Below are 19,693 nucleotides of genomic sequence, written 5' to 3' on the forward strand. Positions count from 1 at the left end.
ACTACAAATACTATACTTTATACTCACCAGTAGACTCTTTTAATAAATCCCCATGCCAATTCAAAGTTTGCAGAGGATCTAAATCCATTTCATGATATTTGTCAAACACTTCATACAGATACTTGTATTTGACCTTATTTTTAATTATCTTCTTAAGAGAATCTGTATCCATTGAAATAATCTTCATTCCTGTGATGGTTTCTTCATCTCTAGCATATGGAATTATCTTTCTATATCTAAAATCTGAGATTACATTTTTATCCAAGTATGTGCTTACAAATAGGCTATAATCAAACTGATTATTAAATCTAATCCTATAATCGCCTAAATGTCTTGAAACAGGCTCCATTTCCATTCTTCTTTGATTATTTCCATCTGCAAGAGTTGCTTCAAGCAATAATGAATGTTTCGGATAAGAAGTACACGCTTCATATTTATATATAATATCTGCATAGCCTCCAGCTGCGTGGGTCTTTGGCAACAAATTGGCTTCTAATGATAATTTCATGAAATCCAAAATATTCCCCTGTCTTTCACTCACTTTATACCATATAATTCCCAAAACATATTCAAATATAGTTGGTATTGCAGCCTCATCTGTAACAAGTTCTTCAATTCTTTTATCATCACGTTTCTCAAAGCAATTGAGTAGCTCTATAAGCACAGAGTCATTAAATTTCTTATCAATCAAAGTATTGAACCTTCTGTATCTTTCATCATTTACGTAAGTTGCTGCTTGTTCAGGACTCTTTATGGTTATTCCTAAATCTTTACTTAATGCAGAATATACTTTGCCCATATCTAACTCGAATGCTCTTGATATAGTTTCTAATGGAACATCTACACTGAGATTATCGTCTCTACTAAATGTCTCTGTATACAGGACTTCAATAATCTCTTTAAAATAATATTTTGGAATCATATCCAGCTTAACCATGCGATCTTCGAAAATTAGAGTATCTGTAATATTAAAATATCTTCTATTTAAATCAAAATAATCAGATAAAGTTGCCATTGCTTTAAAAACATGCAAATATTTGAAAAACACTTCTTTTAGTTCTGTCTCATTTTTACAGTTTATAAATGGGCATTGTTTGTGAATTGAAGATTTCCCATTTTTTCTTACAACACCGATATTGTTTGTCTTGAATAGTAAACTTCTCCACAATATTCCTGGCTTTTGATTTATATTCTTTGCAGAGTTCAGTAACGATTCATAATCACTTTTCCCATCAAGGAATATATTCTTTATGGACTGATACAATTTATAATAAGGCTTATCATAATTCCGACTTTTACGATTCATCCCAACTAGACATATCAAATTTTCATCAACATCAGAGGCTATAAATTCTTCCCTAGCAAGTTTATAGTTATCCATTTGCATAAGACTCTTATAAATTATTTCTTCTGGCGAAATTTCACCTTCTCTATATAATTTAATACCTGAGATAATTTGCGTTTCACTCACGTCATCTCTAATCAATGGAACAAAATAAGTGAATTCATCATAGCTTAAAAATTCAAGTTCAGTCAGACACTTTATAACCGCAATAAAAGGTCTAACGATACTACCACTTACATCTATACTTGTTTTAAGTAGCTGTTTTAGATAGATAAAGCTATCTCTGTTAATATTAAACACATTATTGGTTTCAAAATCCCCACTGCTTGTTATTTTAAGCAGTTTTCTTCCTGCTTCTGTAACCAATCTATCTTCTGTAATTAAACCAATATCAACTAAACCCGATGTTTTTTCTCTGGCATCTTTGTCCTTCCTTTTCGCATCACCTGTCAAGAAGGCTTTGTTTTTCATAAAATCATAATATTTTTCTTGCAATTCATTATTCCAATTCCAGTTAGATTTCTTTATGACTTCATTATAAAACTCATCAAGAAGCAATAATTGCGCCTCGATTTTTAAATTTAATTTTGCAGTTCTAAAACTTGTAGTTCCTATAACCCAGCAAAAACTTTGATATGGAATACTTTTATTAGCCATTTACTCATTCCTCCAATCAACTGGGTAATTAGTAATTAAAACTTCTTCAGATATACTATTCTTATTTTTTCTGTGATAGTTGCTATTTGAATAACTTTTATTCAAACGGTTGCAGTAATACCCCTTACTTTCAATCCAATTATATAAAATATCATTTTTTTTATTTTTACTTTCCAAAACATTAGACAAAGCAAACCTAAAACCTTTTTCGTTGGCTTCATCCAAAAATTCAAGTAAAGCTTTTTCCTCTAGTTCAGTCCACATTCCATTTTCATTATATGTTGCATTTGTAATCAAATAAGGAGGATCGCAATAAATAAAAGTCTCATTAGAAAAATCATCTAACAAAATCTCCCTAAAATCCTTCTTCATGAACTGGACATCTTTGCTTTTTAATTCCTCAGAAAATAGAACAAGCTTACTTCTCATTTTAGAATTAAAATCTCTCTTCCCTACAGGAAGATTAAACAATCCTTTTCGATTAAAACGAATTTGATTATTAAAAGAGAAAACTATCAATACATATAACATTGAGTAATCTATTTCTCCACCAAGGACTTTATCGTTAAAATCATCTCTTAACTTGAGAAATCTTTTTTTATTATATTCAGCTAAGCCTTTACTGCTATCACAATCATAATAAGAATATCCATATAAAGATGTGTTAGATAAAGCATATCTATCAATAATATTATCTATTTGTTTTAATAAAATGTTAGTATCAGTGTCTTTTATAAATTTAATTAAATCTATCAGTTTTTCATTTAAATCATTAAAAATAACCTTTGAAGAAGATGAATTTATCCCAATATTTCCTCCTCCAGCAAATAAATCTAAAAACACTTCCTTTTCAACAAATAAAGGTTGCAGCTGTTCCAATAATTTAAATTTTCCACCTGTATAATTAAAGGGACAAGATATTTTCATTTTCTTCTTTTTTTCGCTAAATACTTCGCATAAAAATAATCTTTCTTTGTTATCCTTTATATCTGATTTTCCAGTCGAAAAACTCTTATAATCCGATTCAAATATAGCAACTTCCCCCTTTTTGCTAAGAATTCTCACAATATCTTCATCTGATATTTTCGCATTCGACCTATCATTCCCCTTATCAGACATATTGTTATATGAAAGCAAGATATACTTTGTATCAGCATTTTCAATAAGTTCCTCAAAGGCTTTTGTAGCTGTAATCATGCAGTAATCGCTTTTAAGTAAAGTCCTATCCATCTTTCTTGCAATCCCATAAACTTCAGGTTTTTCCCATCTTGCTACATTTTCAAGTAAATGATATGCATCACAATACTGTCTTGAATTATACGGAGGATCCAAGTACAACAAATCACCCTTAATACTTTTTATCAGCTTATTTGAATCAAGGTTATAACAAGTATTATTAGAATTTATCGTTTCTTCAGGTAGCAAAACATTCAACACTAAAGTTTTTTCAAAGTCGGCATTTTTTCTATATGCATCATAATGTCCAACAGTATTTGCAATCTTATCCATTGCATATAGAAGTGATGTAATCAAAATCGCATATTCCTTAAAATTTATTTCTTTGTTTTTATATTTTACTTCTATATCTTCTCTTATATATCCTATCTTGCTACAATCATCAGCAGAAAAGAATGTATCTGCGAAATTTTCTCGCATATAATTATTTTCTTTTGTTTTAACTTGATTATAGTCGTATATAAGCTCAACTATCTTTTTGCTTGAATATTTTTCATATCCAAACCATGCATAATTGGAAATATAATTGCTATACAGCAAATCATTTGTGATAAGCATTTTATCCTTAAAAGTATTTGCAACTGCACCGGTTCCGCTAAAGATGTCAATAACAATATTTACACCTTTACAATTTTCATCAACTGTTTTTCGTATAAAATCAGAAAGGGAATATTTATTTCCTAAATATCTTCTATTATTTATGAATGACTGTTTTAAGCCTAATTTAGATATCAATGAATCTATATTTTCTTTATCTTGTGAACCATCTATATGCAAAACTTTTTTTATAGTTTCAACTGTACTTTCATCCCAGAAATATCTTCCTGTTTCGCTTCTCGGAATTAAAATGTTTTCTTTATCTATTAATTTATATAAATATGACTTAGAAATACCTAACTCTTTTATTACATCAGCAACATTGAGACCCGCCATCATTATTCCTTCTTGCCACATTTTTATCTATTAAGTAGACATTATAGCATATTTTTCCTGTTTTTTCTATATTTTTAGTAAAAAATACGATGCTAATTGCATCGTAAAAACCAAGCATGTCATTTATAATACTCTCCATTTATTACTATAACTCCATATCGTTATTCATACTATGACTCCGCTCAATTTTTTTATCTATTTTTCTTTTATGTTTCTTTATCACATCAATAACCGATTCCTTTTTCTTTTCAGTTTTATTTCTGTCAAGATAATCATTCATATTAACTTTCAAATGTTTCAACTCCTCATACTTTGCAGATAATGAGTTATGCTTCTTGATTATATACTCCTTTTTGAATTTATTTATTTTTAGTTTTTATTTTTATTTTTATTTTTATTTTTATCTGTTAAATTTGAGTTAGACTTACTTGAGTTTTTATCAAGGTAAATCACCTTAGATGGGTTATTCTTGTTTCTATTAATGAAAGAATCTACTGCATAGTTTTTGCTATAATCATTTGCATAGTTTATATATGCTTTTGTATCTTTAAAAGTTCCATTTTCATCAGAGCAATGCTTTGTATAATTTTCTAAATGCTTGATTTTTTGAACTATACCTTTTTTTATATAGTCTTGTTGTAAGTCATATCTTAATTTATAACCTCTATAGCATTTCTCATACGCCTCTTTTAGTTGCTCTTTTGTAGGTTGTCCAGGGACATTGTATTTAAGCATAAGTTCTAGCATAGGTTCGTAGTTGTCATATTCTGTTATCTTTTTATAGCAATCAACTGCGTATTTATTAGAACCCCAACTGCATTCAGTTGGCTTATATCCACTTTCTAAAACAACTTTTGCTGTGTCATATAAATTTGAATAAACTATGTATAAAAAAGGATTTAAACCATCACCATATCTACCTTCTCCGCACTTAAACAGAGTTATTCCTGTTTCATAACCTATCTGCATATCATAGTTATTTATAATAATCTTATCTATCTGTCTATAGAAACTAGCTACTCCTGCACCATACATTTGAACCACTGGGGTTTCTTGCATAGTTACATTATTATCAAGTAGAAATTTAACTGTGTTCGCAGAGTTTATGCTTATAGCATATGCTAGAGCATTTAGTTTATATCTATCTTTAATATGTAGGTTTGCTCCTATTTTATATAATTCCATTGTTGTATTTAAATCATTATAAAAAGAGCTATACATTATAGGAGTCTTTCCATCTACCATTTTAATATCCGCACTTAGATTATGCTCTTTTAAAAAGTTTATAACTTTATAAGTGTCTTTTTCTTGTAGTGCATTTCTTAGTGGTATAAGAGTGGAATTTGTCTCCTTATCACAATGGATATCAGAATAGCTAAACCCAAACTCATCAACCTCTTCTTGAGTTACATACTTACTAAGTCCTGGTATAGCAGAAACGTTTGTGTCTGAAGTGATTGTGAAGTTGGTTTGGTTGGTTAAATTTGGTAGTTGGTTGGTTTTATAAAGATATGCAAGTATAGTTATAAATATAACAGCTATGGTTATGATAAAATTTTTAGATGTTTGGTTCAAATTTAGTCCTTATTTTATAAAGTTATGTTTTATACCTGTTTTTATATAGAAATTTACCTTGTAATTCTACATCAATGGAATTTAAATGCTCTTTAAATTTATGTTATTTTAATGATGTTTTAATATGAATTTAAAGAGTGTTTAGATGTTGAATTTATGCTGATTTTAAATATATTTTAGTAGTATCGCCTTTAAAAAGGTGATTGTATTTTATTAGTACTTTGCTTTTGGCGCTTTATAGTTTTCTATCGCTTTTAAAAGCTCGTCAAAATCGTCTTTTATGATAACCATATCAAGGAATTTTTTACCGATAAATCCGCTATCGCTTGCAAATTTAACAAAGTCAAAAAGCTTGTCATAAAAGCCATTTATGTTTAAAAATGCGATTGGTTTTTCATGATATCCAAGTTGCGCGTGAGTCCAAACCTCAAAAACTTCTTCAAACGTTCCAAGCCCGCCTGGCAACGTTATAAACGCCTCGCACATATCGCTCATAAGGGCTTTTCGCTCATGCATAGTTTTAACTGTTATTAGGTTACTAACAGCTTCATTTCCCATCTCTTTATCGTATAAAAGCTCTGGAATTATGCCTATTATCTCGCCATTTTCCTCTAAAACTCCACTAGCAACCCCACCCATTATCCCAACTGCTCCACCACCATAAATCACAGTGTGTTTTCTGCGTGCTAAAAATGAGCCAAATTCTTTTGCTATGGCGTAAAACTCGCTGTTTCCACTACTTGAACCACAAAAAATAGTAACTCTCAAAATATATCCTTAAAAAAGTTTTATTTTAGATATAATACTTTAAATTTTCAAAAACTGCCATAAATTTAGCCGAATTTGAAAAATTTATACCAAATTTTACACTTAAATTTATGAAAGGCTTAGACAAATTTCTTCTTAAACTATGAAAAAATATCTAAATTTATTAAAATCAAACCAAACCGTTCGCCTACTATCGATAATCCAGCTTATATGCTACTTTGGCATGTGGTTTAGCCATATAGGTATTTTTACCCTTTTAATCGAGCTTAACGCCGAAGTTTGGATGATAAGCTTAACGGCTGCTATGGCGTTTATCCCAAGCGTGATTTTAGCGCCATTTAGTGGAGTGATAATCGATAAATTTAAAGCCTTGCCGCTTTTGATGATATTTATGGTTATCGAAGCGGTTACTATCTTAATGCTTCTTTTTATAAACGACCTTAGCTACTTTTGGTTTTTACAAGTTTTGGTTTTCCTTAGAATGGGAGTTGGTGGGATTTATTTTCAAGTTGAGATGAGCTTGCTTCCAAAAATTTTAAACAAAGATGAGCTAAAACTAGCTAACGAAATTCACTCGATAATCTGGGGAGTTTGCTACACAGCCGGAATGGGTTTAGCTGGAATTTTTATACACTTTTTTGGAATTTATACTTCGTTTTTGGTGGATTTTTTCATATATGTCGTTGGAATTTACCTGCTAACTCGCATAAAACTTGATGAGAAAAAAAGCGCATCAAACGTAAAAGCGATAAATATGATAAAAGAAGGTATTTTATATATCAAGTCAAATCCGCTCTTAGCAAATCTTATCTTAGTTCACGCATTTGTCGCGGTTACGGCATACGACGCGCTTATAAGCATCATGGCTGATCATCAGTATAAAGGCATTTTAAGCACAGCTTTGATAATCGGTTTAATAAACACAATGAGAGCTTTAGGACTTGTTGCTGGGCCTATACTGCTAAGTAAATTTGTAAATAACAGAACGCTTTTTTGGCTATTTTTAGGCGAGGCGGCTGGCATTGTTTTTTGGGCGGTTTTGCAGTTTAACTTCTATATAAGTTTTATCGGACTATTCTTTGCTGGGCTTTGCACATCGGTGGTTTGGTCTTATACTTATACATTAGTGCAAACGCATTGTGATAAAAAATACTACGGTAGAGTTGTTGCATATGTTGATATGATATATCTTGGAACAGCTGCCATAACCTCCCTTATGACCGGGCTTTTGTATAGTTTAGGGCTTGGAACTTTTGGTATAACAATGCTAATAGCTATATTTTTCATACTAGCGGCATTTTACTACAAATGGGTTTATAAAAAATGGCTAAGAAATGGCTAGTTTGGTTTTATTCTAGCTTTTAAATTTTGCTAAATTTTTAAAAATAACAAAGATTTATTTTGATATAAAATGCGTTGATTTTGATTTGTTTTAATCATATTATAAAGACATTTTGCCAAAAATAGTTTAAGAAATTAAGAATTTATAAATAAATATAAAAATCAAATTTAAACAAATTTAGGCATTTAATCTGCAAATTTTTTATAATATAGCGTTTAAACCTATGTTTTTGTTAAATTTAAATCACTATTTTATAAAATATCGATTTTAAACACAAATTTTTAATCCTTTTAAACTCAATTTTAAAAAACTCAACCTATACGCCCATTTTATAGTGTAAATTCTAGCAATACTTTAAGCATTTTTAAAACTTTAACTTAAATTAATAAGCTTTAAAAATATTAAATTTAAACAACCAAATCGTTTTTAAAATATTAAGAAATATATAAATTTAAACACTTTAAAATGCATTTCGCACAATCTTAAAGCTCATAAAATAAAATTCAAATGGTGAAATTTAAAAAATTTCCTAGTGAATTTAGTGTCATCAAAGCTCTAAAATTTAGGAGATTAAAAAGAAAAAGTATTTAAATTTAACTTTTAATAAAATGCAATAAATACAGCATTTAAAATCTTTTTAAACTGTTAATTATAAAATCCTTGACAGCAAATTTGCAAAATCAAGGATTTTAATTAAATTTTAATGAGCTTTTGCGTTAAAATTTTAAAATGTTAAATTTTAAATCGCAAGTCAAATTTATGCCAAAGTATTTTTAACGATAACGCCATCTTTTATAATAACTTTAAATGTATCTTCATATTTTGACAAGACAAATATATCTTTTAATGGATCGCCATCGATTAAAATCAAGTCCGCATAAGCGTCATTTTTAACTCGACCAAGTTCATGCTCACCGTAAGGATCGCGGTTTTTACTCATTTTAAACAACTCACAGTTGTTACTTGTCGCAAGTCGCAAAGTCTCAAGCTCGCCAATCTCACTAGCAAACAGACATAACATAAAATTTTGTCCTTTTGCTTGAGCTGGATTAAACAAACAATCCGTTCCAAAAGCAAACCTACAGTTGTGCTTTTTAGCGTATTTTACGGCATTTCTCCATGCTTTGTTAAGGATAGCTCCTTTTGGGCTTTTTGGTGCTGGGCTAAACTCATTATACTCAAACGGTTGAAGCGACAACCATGCTTTATCTTTTGCCATTCTAGCGACTGTTTTTTCGCTAACTAACTGTCCGTGTTCGATAGATTTAACACCGCCATCAAGCGCTCTATTTATACCATTATCATCATAAACATGCGCACAAACATAAGTTCCCCAATCACTCGCCGCATCAACAGCTGCTTTTATCTCATCTACTCTAAACTGAATGCTATCGAGTGGATCAAAAGCGCTGATAACACCACCGCCAACGCCGATTTTAATCTGACTTGCGCCTTTTTTAAGCTGCTGTCTAACCGCGCGAAGAACCTCTGGAACGCCATCGGCGACTTTAAATTCGCCCATTCGCTCTAAAATTCCACTACACTCGCAACATCCATCTGTATTTGCAGTAACTGGCGTAAAGTCGCCATGACCGCTAGTTTGAGAGATAAACGCACCACTTGGATAAATTCTAGGACCATATATAATGCCCGAATCAATCGCAGTTTTTATCCCAAAAACAGCTCCCGCCATATCTCTAACTGTGGTAAATCCTCGCATAACTGTATCGCGCGCACCGTTGATTGCGTTTGCGTAAAAAAGACCAGGATCTGGCAAGTTTACACTATCAAGCTCTGAGGCTGCAAACATCACGTGCCAGTGCGCATCTGTTAGTCCAGGCATAAGAAATTTGCCTTTTGCATCGATTATGGTAGTATCTTTTAGTGTAGTTTCATCTATTTTGTCGGCTACGTTTTTGATGATGTTGTTCTCTATAAGCACATCTTTTGCGCCTTTTAGTAAATTTACCCCATCAAAAACTTGTGCGTTTTTTATAAGTATTAGTTTTTGAGTTTGCTCTTTTGCTAGTAAATTTTCATTTAACAAAAGCACTCCGCCTAACGCGCCTAAACCCTTTAAAACTTCTCTCCTGTTCATTTTATCTCCTTGAAATAATATATCTATAAATTTTAGCACTTTTTGCTTATTTTATTTTTAATCAAAATATAAAGAAATTAAAATTATTTTATACTTAAACAGAAATAAATTTAATGGAGATTTTACTAAATTTGTATTTTATAAGCTTAAGATTTATCAAAAAATATACCATAAATGATAGCTCCTAAGGGCATCAAAGCTATGCCTATAGAAAAAGCAGCGACATTTAAAAAAGCATATTTTGCAAGCAGATAAAAGCTACCCCCAAGAAAGAGATAGCCTAAGATTTTAAGTGGGGAAAAAAATGTTATAGCGCTAGCTTTTGCTCCTATTTTTTGAACTTCATCATCTTCGCCCAAATCATCGTATTTGCCACTGTAAATTTCGTTTTCAATTCTATTTTTGTATGATTTAAACGACGCATAAGCTATAAAAATAGATATAAAAAACGAAATTTGCGAATTTAACAACCAGTTTCTACCCATCATAATACAAACAAGAATCAAAATACAATCAAGCAAAGCATAAATTTTAAACAATTTTAGCTCCATTTTTCATCCTCATCCTCAGCATCAAATTTAGCATTTTGTTTATCTAATACATCTTGATATTGCTTGTATTTTGGGTCGTTTTCTAAGTCCTTCATATCTTGCATTTGAACTTTATACGCTCTATAAATGTTTAAAAAAGCAGCCCCAACTCCACAAAATGCAAAAAACCAAAAGAAAAACTTAAACCCAGTCCATTTAGAAACATAATACCCCATCAAAACCCCTATCGCAACAGCCGCGACGATAGAGATTCCAAGACTTAAAGCATTTGCTCCACGAACGATTTTGTTTAAATTTTTAGTTATTCTTTTCATAATGTTTTCATAACTTTTCTAGCTTTTTTAAGTGCGAATTCTATATCTTTTCTGCTCATAGCAGCGCATATAAAGCCTGTTTCAAACTGGCTTGGAGCTAGAAAAATACCCTCATTTATCATGCCTGTATGAAATTTAGCAAACTTTTTAGTGTCACTTTTTAGCGCATCATCGTAGTTTTTAACCTCAAATTCGTTAAAAAAGTAGCCAAACATCGAGCCACGAACGCAAATTTGAAGATAAACCCCACACTCATCAGCTATCTCTTTTAACCCTGTCATAAACAAAGTTGCCAAGCTTTCAAGCTCGCTATATAGGTTTTCACTCTCATTTATCTTAGTTAAAGACGCAATTCCAGCTGCCATAGCCACTGGATTTCCACTTAGCGTTCCTGCTTGATAAACCGCTCCTAGTGGACTTATGTGGTTCATTATCTCCTCTTTTCCAGCAAAAGCAGCCACATTCATACCGCCACCTATAACCTTACCAAACGTAACTATATCGCCCTTTACGCCATAAATTCCATAACTTCCAAGCTTGCTAGCACGATATCCGCTCATAACCTCATCTAAAATCAAAACTATATTTTTCTCATCACAAATTTTTCTAAGCTCTTTTAAAAACTGCTTATCGGCTGGAACTAAGCCCATATTTCCAGCAACTGGCTCGATGATGATAGTTCCTATGTTATGATTTTCTTTGAGTATATTTTTTACACTTTCGATGTCGTTATAAATAGCTAAATATGTGTTTTTTGCCACATCTTGAGGCACTCCAGCGCTACTTGAGTTTCCAAAAGTAGTTGCCCCGCTTCCGGCTTTTACCAACAAACTATCGCTATGTCCATGATAACAACCTTCAAATTTAATAATCCCATCTTTGCCACTAAAGCCCCGCGCAAGGCGGATTGCACTCATTGTAGCTTCTGTGCCACTACTTACGAAACGAATTTTATCAAGATAGTCAAACTGCTCTAAAACTATCTTTGCAAGCTTAGTTTCAAGTGGGCTTGAAGCTCCAAAGCTTAAACCATTTTTTGCCGTTTTAATAACAGCATTTTGAATATCTTTATCAGCATGACCAAATATCAAAGGCCCCCAGCTTTGGACAAAATCAAGGTATTTTTTGCCCTCTACATCATATATAAAAGCTCCTTTTGCTCGCTCTACCATAAACGGTTCGCTTCCAACGCTTCCAAAAGCCCTAACAGGCGAATCAACTCCACCTGGGATGTATTTTTTAGCCTCTAAAAAAGCCTCGTGATTTGTCATTTTTTCTCCTTATTTATCTCTTTTAAATATTTATATAAAACTATAATTTCATTTTGCGTTAAAAAATAGCTCGGCATTACACCTTTTGGCTCTACTATACCATCGGCAAATTCTTGCAATGAGAGCGAATTTATCGCTGGCGCTTTAAGAACTTTTTCATCTTTTTTTTCTGAAGTTTGGTTATACTCTTTATATTTGCTGATTATCATGCCCTCGCCTTTTAACCCATGACATCTGTTACAGCCAATCCCACGCGGATTTTTATAAAGCATATTTCCATACTCAAGATCTGTTATAAAACTCTCACTTAACAACACGCTACAAAACACCGATAAAACAAGCAAAACACGCATCAAACTCACTCTAAAATTTTTTCTTATAATACACTTTTTGAGTTTAAATTTAGGTAAAGTTATAGTTTTAAAAAAGATATAAAAATATAAAGATTGCAAAGAAAAACTAAAATTTTTACAAGCTAAATTTAAACTATGTGTTAAACTTTTAATCTAAATTTAGATATTATACGCTTTTAAAACCATAAAAAAGGTATAAAATGACACTAATAGATGGAAAAGCCATAAGCGCAAAAGTCAAAGATGAAGTTAGGCTTGAAGCACTAAATTTAGCCTCAAAAGGCGTTAAACCAGGACTTGCAGTTATCCTTGTAGGAGAAGATAAAGCAAGTCAAACTTATGTCGCTTCAAAAGAAAAAGCGTGTATCGCATGCGAAATCAACTCTATAATGCACCGCTTAGATGCCGATACTAGCGAAGAAATGCTTTTAAATTTAATAAAAGATTTAAACGAAGATGAGCTAGTTGATGGTATTTTAGTTCAACTTCCACTTCCAAAACACATCAACACAGACAAAGTTTTAGAAACGATTTGTCCTGATAAAGATGTCGATGGCTTTCATGCTGTAAATGTCGGTCGCTTGGTTAGTGGACTTGATGGCTTTGTGCCTTGTACTCCACTTGGAGTTATGCGACTTTTAAAAGAGTATGGCATCGAAGTAGCCGGTAAAAACGCCGTTATCATCGGACGAAGTAATATAGTTGGAAAGCCTATGGCAAATTTACTTTTAAACGCAAGTGCGACAGTTACGATAACTCATAGCAAAACTAAAAATTTAAGCGATATCACTAAAAAAGCCGATATCATCGTAGCAGCTATCGGCAAACCAAATTTCTTAAAAGCTGATATGATAAGCGATGGCGCTGTTGTCGTGGATGTTGGAATCAACCGCCTTGAAGATGGCAAACTTGTAGGAGATGTTGATTTTCAAGCAGTTGCGCCAAAATGCTCATTTATAACTCCAGTTCCAGGTGGTGTTGGTCCTATGACAATAGCTATGCTTCTTCAAAACACCATAACTTCAGCTAAAAACCGCTTAGCGAGAAAGAGATAGATGAAAAAAATATTTAGTAAAATTTATGATTTTTCAAGCAGCTGGACTGGCACGATAATAATCGTTTTATTTGTGATATTTTTTGTAGCACAAGCCTTTGTCATACCGAGTGGCTCGATGAAAAATACACTTTTAGTTGGGGATTTTTTGTTCGTTAAAAAATTCTCTTATGGAATACCAACACCACATATCCCTTGGCTTGAAGTTCCGGTTGCGCCTGATTTTGATGGTGATGGACATATATTAAAAGGCGATATGCCACGCCGTGGAGATATCGTTGTATTTCGTTATCCACCAGATCCAAAACTTCACTTTGTTAAAAGAAATTTCGCTGTTGGTGGGGATGAAGTGATTTTTACTTCAAAAAGTATGTATCTACGCCCTCACGAAGGGGATAAATACATAGATGAAAACTACGATAAAAAAGATATAGTTATACTAAATGGGGTTAAATTTGTAAAAGAGCCATATAAATTTAAAGGGATACACTATAGCGATAAAATCGACATTTTACCAACTACAATCAGAGCTTTAGAAAGTGGCAAATTTTCTATGCAGCCGATGTATGTAAAAGAGTTGCCACAACTTTATAGTGGGCTAGATTTTAACGCATACTATAAAAAAGTGCCAAATGGTGAGTTTTTTATGATAGGCGATAACAGAGATGACTCAAACGATAGCCGTTTTTGGGGAAGTGTTCCGTATAAATTTATAGTTGGAAAGCCTTGGTTTATATATTTTAGCTGGGATAAAAACAAAAAAATTCGTTGGGAAAGAATCGGTCGCTTCGTAGATACCGTGCAAAATAATGAAAAATTTATCCACGAACAACCTTAAAAGCAAGATTTATATCGGTGTAAAGCCGGTATAAATTTATCCCATTTTAAATTTAATATTGCTTATTTAACGCTTAAAACTGTTTAGCCAAAAGAGCCATCATTACAAAAGGATAAAAATGCAAAACCTAAGCCCAACTCAGCTTCTAACCCTTGCTGTAGTTTTAATCATCTCAATCGTAGGTCATGAGATAGCGCACGGATATATCGCTTATAAATTTGGCGATAACACCGCTAAAAACGCAGGTCGCTTGAGTTTAAATCCACTTTTGCATGTCGATATTATAGGAACTATTTTAGTTCCAGCGATTTTATATATCGCTGGTGGAGTTATTTTTGGTTGGGCAAAACCAGTTCCTATAAACACCAAAACGGTTATCCAAAATGGTGGATATAAAGCCGCTATTTTGGTAAGTTTAGCTGGAATTTGCTACAACCTTGTTTTAGCAATCTTATCCTTTTTGCTACTTCATTTTAACTTAGCGCCAGAGTATGCGCTAAATTTTATCTTTATGGCGCTAACGATTAATATCATTTTAGCTATTTTTAACCTCTACCCTATCCCGCCACTTGATGGCTCTCACGCACTTGGATATCTTGCTAGGATGTTTGGATTTAACGGTTTTGCAAATTTTTACGACAGTTTGTCAAAATACTCACTTATCGTTATTATAGTCATTATCATCTCGCCAGTTGGAGAGTATGTTTTTTATCCGATTTCTCAAATTTTAAAGAGCATTATCGCTTTAATCTGAATTAACAAAATTTGAGTATAATACAGTCGTTTTAATAAAAATTTAGGTATTTATATGAATATTAAAAGAATTTACATAGCAAGCGATCATGCTGGGTTTTTAGTCAAAGATGAGAGCAAAAAGTTGCTTTTGGATTTAGGATTTGAGGTTGTTGATTTGGGTGCAAATAGCGCTGAAGTTAGTGTTGATTATCCTGATTTTGCTCAAATTTTATGCCAAAAAGTCGCAAACGAAGATGAAGCTTATGGCGTTTTAATATGTGGAACTGGAATTGGCATAAGCATAGCCGCAAACAGAAATCCAGACATTAGATGTGCGCTATGCCACGATACTTTCACAGCCACTATGGCAAGAGAGCACAACGATGCAAATGTGCTAGCATATGGCGCAAGAGTCGTTGGAATGGGCGTAGTTCAAGAGATGTTAAAAGCCTTTTTTTCGACAGAATTTGCAGGTGGAAGGCATCAAAAACGAGTCGATAAGCTAGGATGTTGTTGCTAGATGAAAGCTCTACTTATAATTTTATGCGCTATTTTATTTGTGGTTGTTGTGCTAAATTTTCTAAAAAGAAAAAAGCTTGAAACTAGGATTAGCCGTTTAACCAAAGACATAGAAGCATTAAATGAAATAGTAGAAAAACTTAAACTAAATTTAAAAACTAGCATCGATACTATGGCTTTACTTGAAGAGCATAGAAAAAGGCTAGAAAACAAAACTACAATTTTACAAATCAGAAACACAAAACTAAAACTCCAAAACGATAATTTTAAAAAATTTCAAAAGGCAAAAGATGATAGAAATGACAAATGAAGAGAAAAAATACCTTTTAAGCACGATTAGAAGCATAAACGACTTCCCAAAACCTGGTATTGTATTTCGCGATATAACGACACTTTTAAACAACAAAGATGCATTTAACTTTTTAATGGATCATTTAGAAAAACGTTATAAAAGCTACAATCTTGACTTTATAACCGGTATTGAAAGTCGTGGTTTTATCTTTGGGGCTGCCCTTGCTTCAAGACTTCGCCTACCTTTTGTGCCGATTAGAAAGCCAAAAAAGCTTCCATATATAACAATTTCACAAAAATACTCACTTGAGTATGGTGTCGATGAGATTGAAATTCATATCGATGCGTTTTCAAGTGTAAAAGATGCGAAAGTCTTGCTAGTTGATGATTTGATAGCAACTGGAGGAACGGCAAAAGCTTCTGTTGAACTTATAAACCAAACAAATGCAACTTGCGTTGAAGCCTGTTTTTTAATCGATTTAAAAGACTTAAATGGTGCAAATTTAGTCTCAAAACTAACTCCGCTTTACTCTATTTTAGAGGTTTAGATGGAGGAAATTTTAAAAGAATGGATGATAAATTATCATCAATACGCCTACATAATACTATTTTTTTGGTGTTTGTTAGAAGGCGAGTTAGCGCTTATTTTAGGTGGAATTTTAGCACATGAGGGTCATGTTGATATAGGTTTTGCTATATTTGTAGCTGGGCTTGGAGCTTTTGTAGGAGATCAAATTTACTTCTATATTGGCAGATATAACAAAAAATACATTACAAAAAAACTAAACAAGCAAAAACGCAAATTTGCAGTCGCTCATCTGATGCTTCAAAAATACGGCTGGCCGATTGTATTTTTACAACGCTATATCTATGGGTTTCGTGCGATAATTCCGATGAGTATCGGTATCACAAGATATAGCGCTAAAACTTTTGCCATTATAAATTTAATCAGCGGTTGGGTTTGGGCTGCTATAACTATACTTTTAGCTTGGTATTTTGGGCAAGAAATTTGGAAAGCAGTTGGCTGGATGGAAAAACACTGGTATGCGGCTATACCGATTATAGCGTGCTTTTTTGCGGTGATTTACTATATTTTTAAAGAGATTGAAAAGAAAATATTAAACGAAAGAAAAGGAAAAAATAGTGAAATTAACATTAGTTGATAAGCCGATAGATGAAATTTCGGCTGATTTTGAAGTGATTTTGGTAGTTGATAAAAACTTAGAGCATAAATTCATAAAAGATAGTGATAAATTTGAACTTTTAAACTATAAAGGTGATACAAATTTACTACTTCTTGAATCAAAACGCCTATATATCGGCATTAAAAAGCTAGAAAGCGATCAAATCAGAAAAGCACTAGCAAGTGCTTATAACACGCTTAAAGTTTATAATATAACAAATTTTAAAGTCGCATCATATCTTGGCGAATGCACCACAAAAAGCTATATGGCGCTAGCTGAGGGGCTTTATCTTGGAAGTTATGAGTTTAACAAATACAAAAGCGAAAAGAAAAAATATACTCTAAAAGAAATTTTTATCTCATCAAGCGAATTTAGTGGCAAAACTATCAACTTACAAAAAGCGCAAAATGGACTTAAATTTGGCAAAATCATAGCAGATGCGACAAACTACGCAAAAGATGGCGTGAATGAAATCCCAGAAATTTACACTCCACAAAAAATGGCAAGCGAGGCTGAAATTCTAGCTGCTGGTTATGATAGCGTAGAGTGCGAAATATACGACGAGGAGTTTTTACAAGAACAGAACATGAACGCATTTTTAGCGGTAAATCGCTCATCAGTTCATCCTCCACGCCTTATACATCTAGTTTACAAGCCAGATGGCGAGGCTAAAAAACGAGTCGTTTTTGTCGGTAAAGGGCTAACTTATGATAGTGGCGGGTTAAGTTTAAAGCCAAGCGATTATATGCTTACGATGAAGTGCGACAAAAGTGGTGCGCTCGCTGCAATGGGCATTATAAAAGGTGCGGCAGAACTTGAGCTGCCATTTGAAATTCACGCCGTTATCGGTGCAACTGAAAATATGATAGGCGGAAACTCATATAAACCTGATGATGTTTTAATATCTCGAAGTGGCGTAACTATCGAGGTTAGAAACACAGATGCTGAGGGGCGCTTGGTGCTAGCTGATTGTCTAAGCTGGGCTCAAGAGCTAAAACCTGATTTACTAATCGATATGGCGACACTAACTGGGGCTTGCGTTGTGGGGCTTGGTGAGTTTACAATCGGGCTTTTAGGCAACAACGAAGAGTTTAAACTAGAGTATAAAAAAGTAACCAAAGCAAGTGGCGAGCTTATGAGTGTATTGGAATTTAATGATTATTTAAGAGAGCTTATCAAAAGCAACATCGCCGATGTCAGCAACACCGCTTCAAGCAGATACGGCGGAACAACGACAGCTGGGCTGTTTTTGGATAAATTTATAAAAGATGAGTATAAAGACAGATGGCTTCATCTTGATATCGCAGGACCTGCGTATCTTGAAAAAGCGTGGGGATATAACCAAATCGGCGCTACTGGAGCTGGAGTAAGAGCAAATTTATACTATCTATATAACTTAGCAAAGGAGTCTTAATGGGACTAGCTGTAGGCATCGTAGGACTCCCAAATGTGGGCAAATCAACAACTTTTAACGCTCTTACAAAGGCACAAAACGCAGAAGCGCAAAACTATCCATTTTGCACAATCGAGCCAAACAAAGCCATCGTGCCAGTGCCTGATGTAAGGCTAAAAGAGCTTGCTAAAATCGTGATTCCAAACAAAATTCAATACTCAACTATCGAATTTGTCGATATTGCTGGACTTGTAAAAGGAGCTAGCAAGGGCGAAGGGCTTGGGAATAAATTTCTTTCAAACATTAGAGAAACCGAAATCATCCTTCATATAGTTCGTTGCTTTGATGATGAAAACATCACTCATGTTGAGGGCAAAATCGATCCGATTCGCGATATCGAAATCATACAAACCGAGCTTATTTTAGCCGATATCGAGCAACTAAGCAGAAAAATAGAACGCCTAAACAAAGAGGTAAAATCAAACCAAAAAGGGGCAAAAGAGCAACTTGAAATCGCTACAAAACTACTTGAGCATTTAAATAATGGAGAGAGTGCAAGTAGCTTTGAAGAGTTTACAAGCGATGCATTTAGCGAACTTAATAAAGAGCTTCGCTTGCTTTCTGCTAAAGAGGTGGTTTATGGAGCAAATGTCGATGAAGAAGGAATCGCACAAGATAATGAGTATGTAAAAACACTTAAAGAATACGCCGCAAAAAGCAACCACGAAGTGATAAAACTATGCGCTAAAATCGAAGAAGAGCTTGTAGGACTTGAAGATGATGAGGCAAAAGAGATGTTAGAAAGCCTTGGATCTAGCGAGAGTGGGCTTGAGCATATCATACGAACGGCTTTTGCAAAACTAAATTTAATCAGCTACTTTACAGCTGGAGTTATAGAAGTTCGTGCATGGACGATAACAAAGGGCTGGAAAGCGCCAAAAGCGGCTAGTGTTATACATAATGACTTTGAGCGAGGATTTATCAGAGCTGAAGTTATAGCTTATGATGACTATGTAGCGTGCGGTGGCGAAAGCAAGGCAAAAGAGGCTGGAAAAATGAGGTTAGAGGGCAAAGAGTATGTTGTTGCCGATGGCGATGTAATGCACTTTAGGTTTAATGTTTAAGCTAAATCTAAAATAAAATCTTTATAAAAATAGGTAAATTTTGCTTAAAAGGTAAAATTTACCTAAATTTGAAGCTAAATTTAGCTCTTTTCTAGGCTTAGTTTTCAAATTC

The 19,693-nt window shown here is 33.2% G+C and carries 19 protein-coding genes; 10 read left to right on the forward strand and 9 right to left on the reverse strand.

Features of this window, described 5'->3' with window-relative positions:
* Positions 1 to 10: 10 nt before the first annotated feature.
* From CGEO_RS06825 to CGEO_RS06840, 4 genes are all read right to left on the reverse strand, one after another.
* Positions 11 to 2,002: an AlwI family type II restriction endonuclease gene (locus tag CGEO_RS06825; protein ID WP_075540427.1), complete on the reverse strand. Its 1,992-nt coding sequence runs from the start codon at positions 2,000 to 2,002 to the stop codon at positions 11 to 13.
* Positions 2,003 to 4,171: a Dam family site-specific DNA-(adenine-N6)-methyltransferase gene (locus tag CGEO_RS10210; protein WP_075540426.1), complete on the reverse strand. Its 2,169-nt coding sequence runs from the start codon at positions 4,169 to 4,171 to the stop codon at positions 2,003 to 2,005. It lies immediately after the preceding gene.
* Positions 4,172 to 4,540: 369 nt separating this feature from the next.
* Positions 4,541 to 5,746, reverse strand: coding sequence for an ankyrin repeat domain-containing protein (locus CGEO_RS06835; RefSeq protein WP_172658123.1), 1,206 nt, complete (start codon positions 5,744 to 5,746; stop codon positions 4,541 to 4,543).
* A gap of 213 nt (positions 5,747 to 5,959) precedes the next feature.
* Positions 5,960 to 6,514 carry an LOG family protein gene (locus CGEO_RS06840; protein ID WP_075495412.1) on the reverse strand — a complete coding sequence of 185 codons (555 nt, stop codon included), beginning with the start codon at positions 6,512 to 6,514 and terminating at the stop codon, positions 5,960 to 5,962.
* Between the two features lie 142 nt (positions 6,515 to 6,656).
* Here CGEO_RS06840 and CGEO_RS06845 point away from each other — a divergent pair, with 142 nt between their 5' ends.
* Complete coding sequence (locus CGEO_RS06845; RefSeq protein WP_075495410.1) at positions 6,657 to 7,856, forward strand: MFS transporter; 1,200 nt, start codon at positions 6,657 to 6,659, stop codon at positions 7,854 to 7,856.
* Positions 7,857 to 8,613: 757 nt separating this feature from the next.
* On the opposite strand, the gene CGEO_RS06850 is transcribed toward CGEO_RS06845, so the two are convergent.
* From CGEO_RS06850 to CGEO_RS06870, 5 genes are all read right to left on the reverse strand, one after another.
* Positions 8,614 to 9,954: a metal-dependent hydrolase family protein gene (locus CGEO_RS06850; RefSeq protein ID WP_075495409.1), complete on the reverse strand. Its 1,341-nt coding sequence runs from the start codon at positions 9,952 to 9,954 to the stop codon at positions 8,614 to 8,616.
* A 146-nt stretch (positions 9,955 to 10,100) separates the two neighbouring features.
* Positions 10,101 to 10,505 (reverse strand): hypothetical protein, encoded by a 405-nt coding sequence (locus CGEO_RS06855; RefSeq protein ID WP_075495407.1) that lies wholly within the window; start codon positions 10,503 to 10,505, stop codon positions 10,101 to 10,103.
* Positions 10,496 to 10,819 (reverse strand): AtpZ/AtpI family protein, encoded by a 324-nt coding sequence (locus CGEO_RS06860; protein ID WP_075531717.1) that lies wholly within the window; start codon positions 10,817 to 10,819, stop codon positions 10,496 to 10,498. The genes CGEO_RS06855 and CGEO_RS06860 overlap by 10 nt, the downstream gene beginning before the upstream one ends.
* Entirely contained in the window at positions 10,816 to 12,090 is a 1,275-nt protein-coding gene (hemL, locus tag CGEO_RS06865) for a glutamate-1-semialdehyde 2,1-aminomutase (protein ID WP_075540600.1), read from the reverse strand. Before hemL ends, CGEO_RS06860 begins: the two co-directional genes overlap by 4 nt.
* Positions 12,087 to 12,443 carry a c-type cytochrome gene (locus CGEO_RS06870; protein ID WP_075495414.1) on the reverse strand — a complete coding sequence of 119 codons (357 nt, stop codon included), beginning with the start codon at positions 12,441 to 12,443 and terminating at the stop codon, positions 12,087 to 12,089. The genes hemL and CGEO_RS06870 overlap by 4 nt, the downstream gene beginning before the upstream one ends.
* 200 nt (positions 12,444 to 12,643) lie before the next feature.
* Between CGEO_RS06870 and folD the strand changes: the two genes are divergently transcribed.
* The 9 genes from folD (at position 12,644) to ychF (ending at position 19,581) form a co-directional block, all read left to right on the forward strand.
* On the forward strand, positions 12,644 to 13,498 hold the full coding sequence (gene folD / locus CGEO_RS06875; RefSeq protein WP_075495401.1) for a bifunctional methylenetetrahydrofolate dehydrogenase/methenyltetrahydrofolate cyclohydrolase FolD: 855 nt from the start codon (positions 12,644 to 12,646) through the stop codon (positions 13,496 to 13,498).
* Complete coding sequence (gene lepB, locus CGEO_RS06880) at positions 13,499 to 14,335, forward strand: signal peptidase I (protein WP_075495399.1); 837 nt, start codon at positions 13,499 to 13,501, stop codon at positions 14,333 to 14,335. It begins immediately after the preceding gene.
* Between the two features lie 112 nt (positions 14,336 to 14,447).
* Complete coding sequence (locus tag CGEO_RS06885; RefSeq protein WP_422851330.1) at positions 14,448 to 15,089, forward strand: site-2 protease family protein; 642 nt, start codon at positions 14,448 to 14,450, stop codon at positions 15,087 to 15,089.
* Positions 15,090 to 15,143: 54 nt separating this feature from the next.
* Positions 15,144 to 15,590 carry a ribose 5-phosphate isomerase B gene (gene rpiB / locus CGEO_RS06890; RefSeq protein WP_075495395.1) on the forward strand — a complete coding sequence of 149 codons (447 nt, stop codon included), beginning with the start codon at positions 15,144 to 15,146 and terminating at the stop codon, positions 15,588 to 15,590.
* Positions 15,591 to 15,899 carry a hypothetical protein gene (locus CGEO_RS06895; RefSeq protein WP_075495393.1) on the forward strand — a complete coding sequence of 103 codons (309 nt, stop codon included), beginning with the start codon at positions 15,591 to 15,593 and terminating at the stop codon, positions 15,897 to 15,899.
* Positions 15,880 to 16,428 (forward strand): adenine phosphoribosyltransferase, encoded by a 549-nt coding sequence (locus CGEO_RS06900; protein WP_075495391.1) that lies wholly within the window; start codon positions 15,880 to 15,882, stop codon positions 16,426 to 16,428. The genes CGEO_RS06895 and CGEO_RS06900 overlap by 20 nt, the downstream gene beginning before the upstream one ends.
* Positions 16,429 to 17,043, forward strand: a complete 615-nt coding sequence (locus CGEO_RS06905; protein ID WP_075495389.1) for a DedA family protein — start codon at positions 16,429 to 16,431, stop codon at positions 17,041 to 17,043. It begins immediately after the preceding gene.
* A complete protein-coding gene (locus CGEO_RS06910) occupies positions 17,024 to 18,478 on the forward strand; it encodes a leucyl aminopeptidase (protein ID WP_075540599.1) in 1,455 nt (484 codons plus the stop codon). The genes CGEO_RS06905 and CGEO_RS06910 overlap by 20 nt, the downstream gene beginning before the upstream one ends.
* A complete protein-coding gene (gene ychF / locus CGEO_RS06915) occupies positions 18,478 to 19,581 on the forward strand; it encodes a redox-regulated ATPase YchF (protein WP_075495385.1) in 1,104 nt (367 codons plus the stop codon). The genes CGEO_RS06910 and ychF overlap by 1 nt, the downstream gene beginning before the upstream one ends.
* The last annotated feature ends 112 nt before the right edge of the window (positions 19,582 to 19,693 follow it).

Origin of the sequence: Campylobacter geochelonis, assembly GCF_013201685.1 — a bacterium.
Taxonomy (GTDB): domain Bacteria; phylum Campylobacterota; class Campylobacteria; order Campylobacterales; family Campylobacteraceae; genus Campylobacter_B; species Campylobacter_B geochelonis.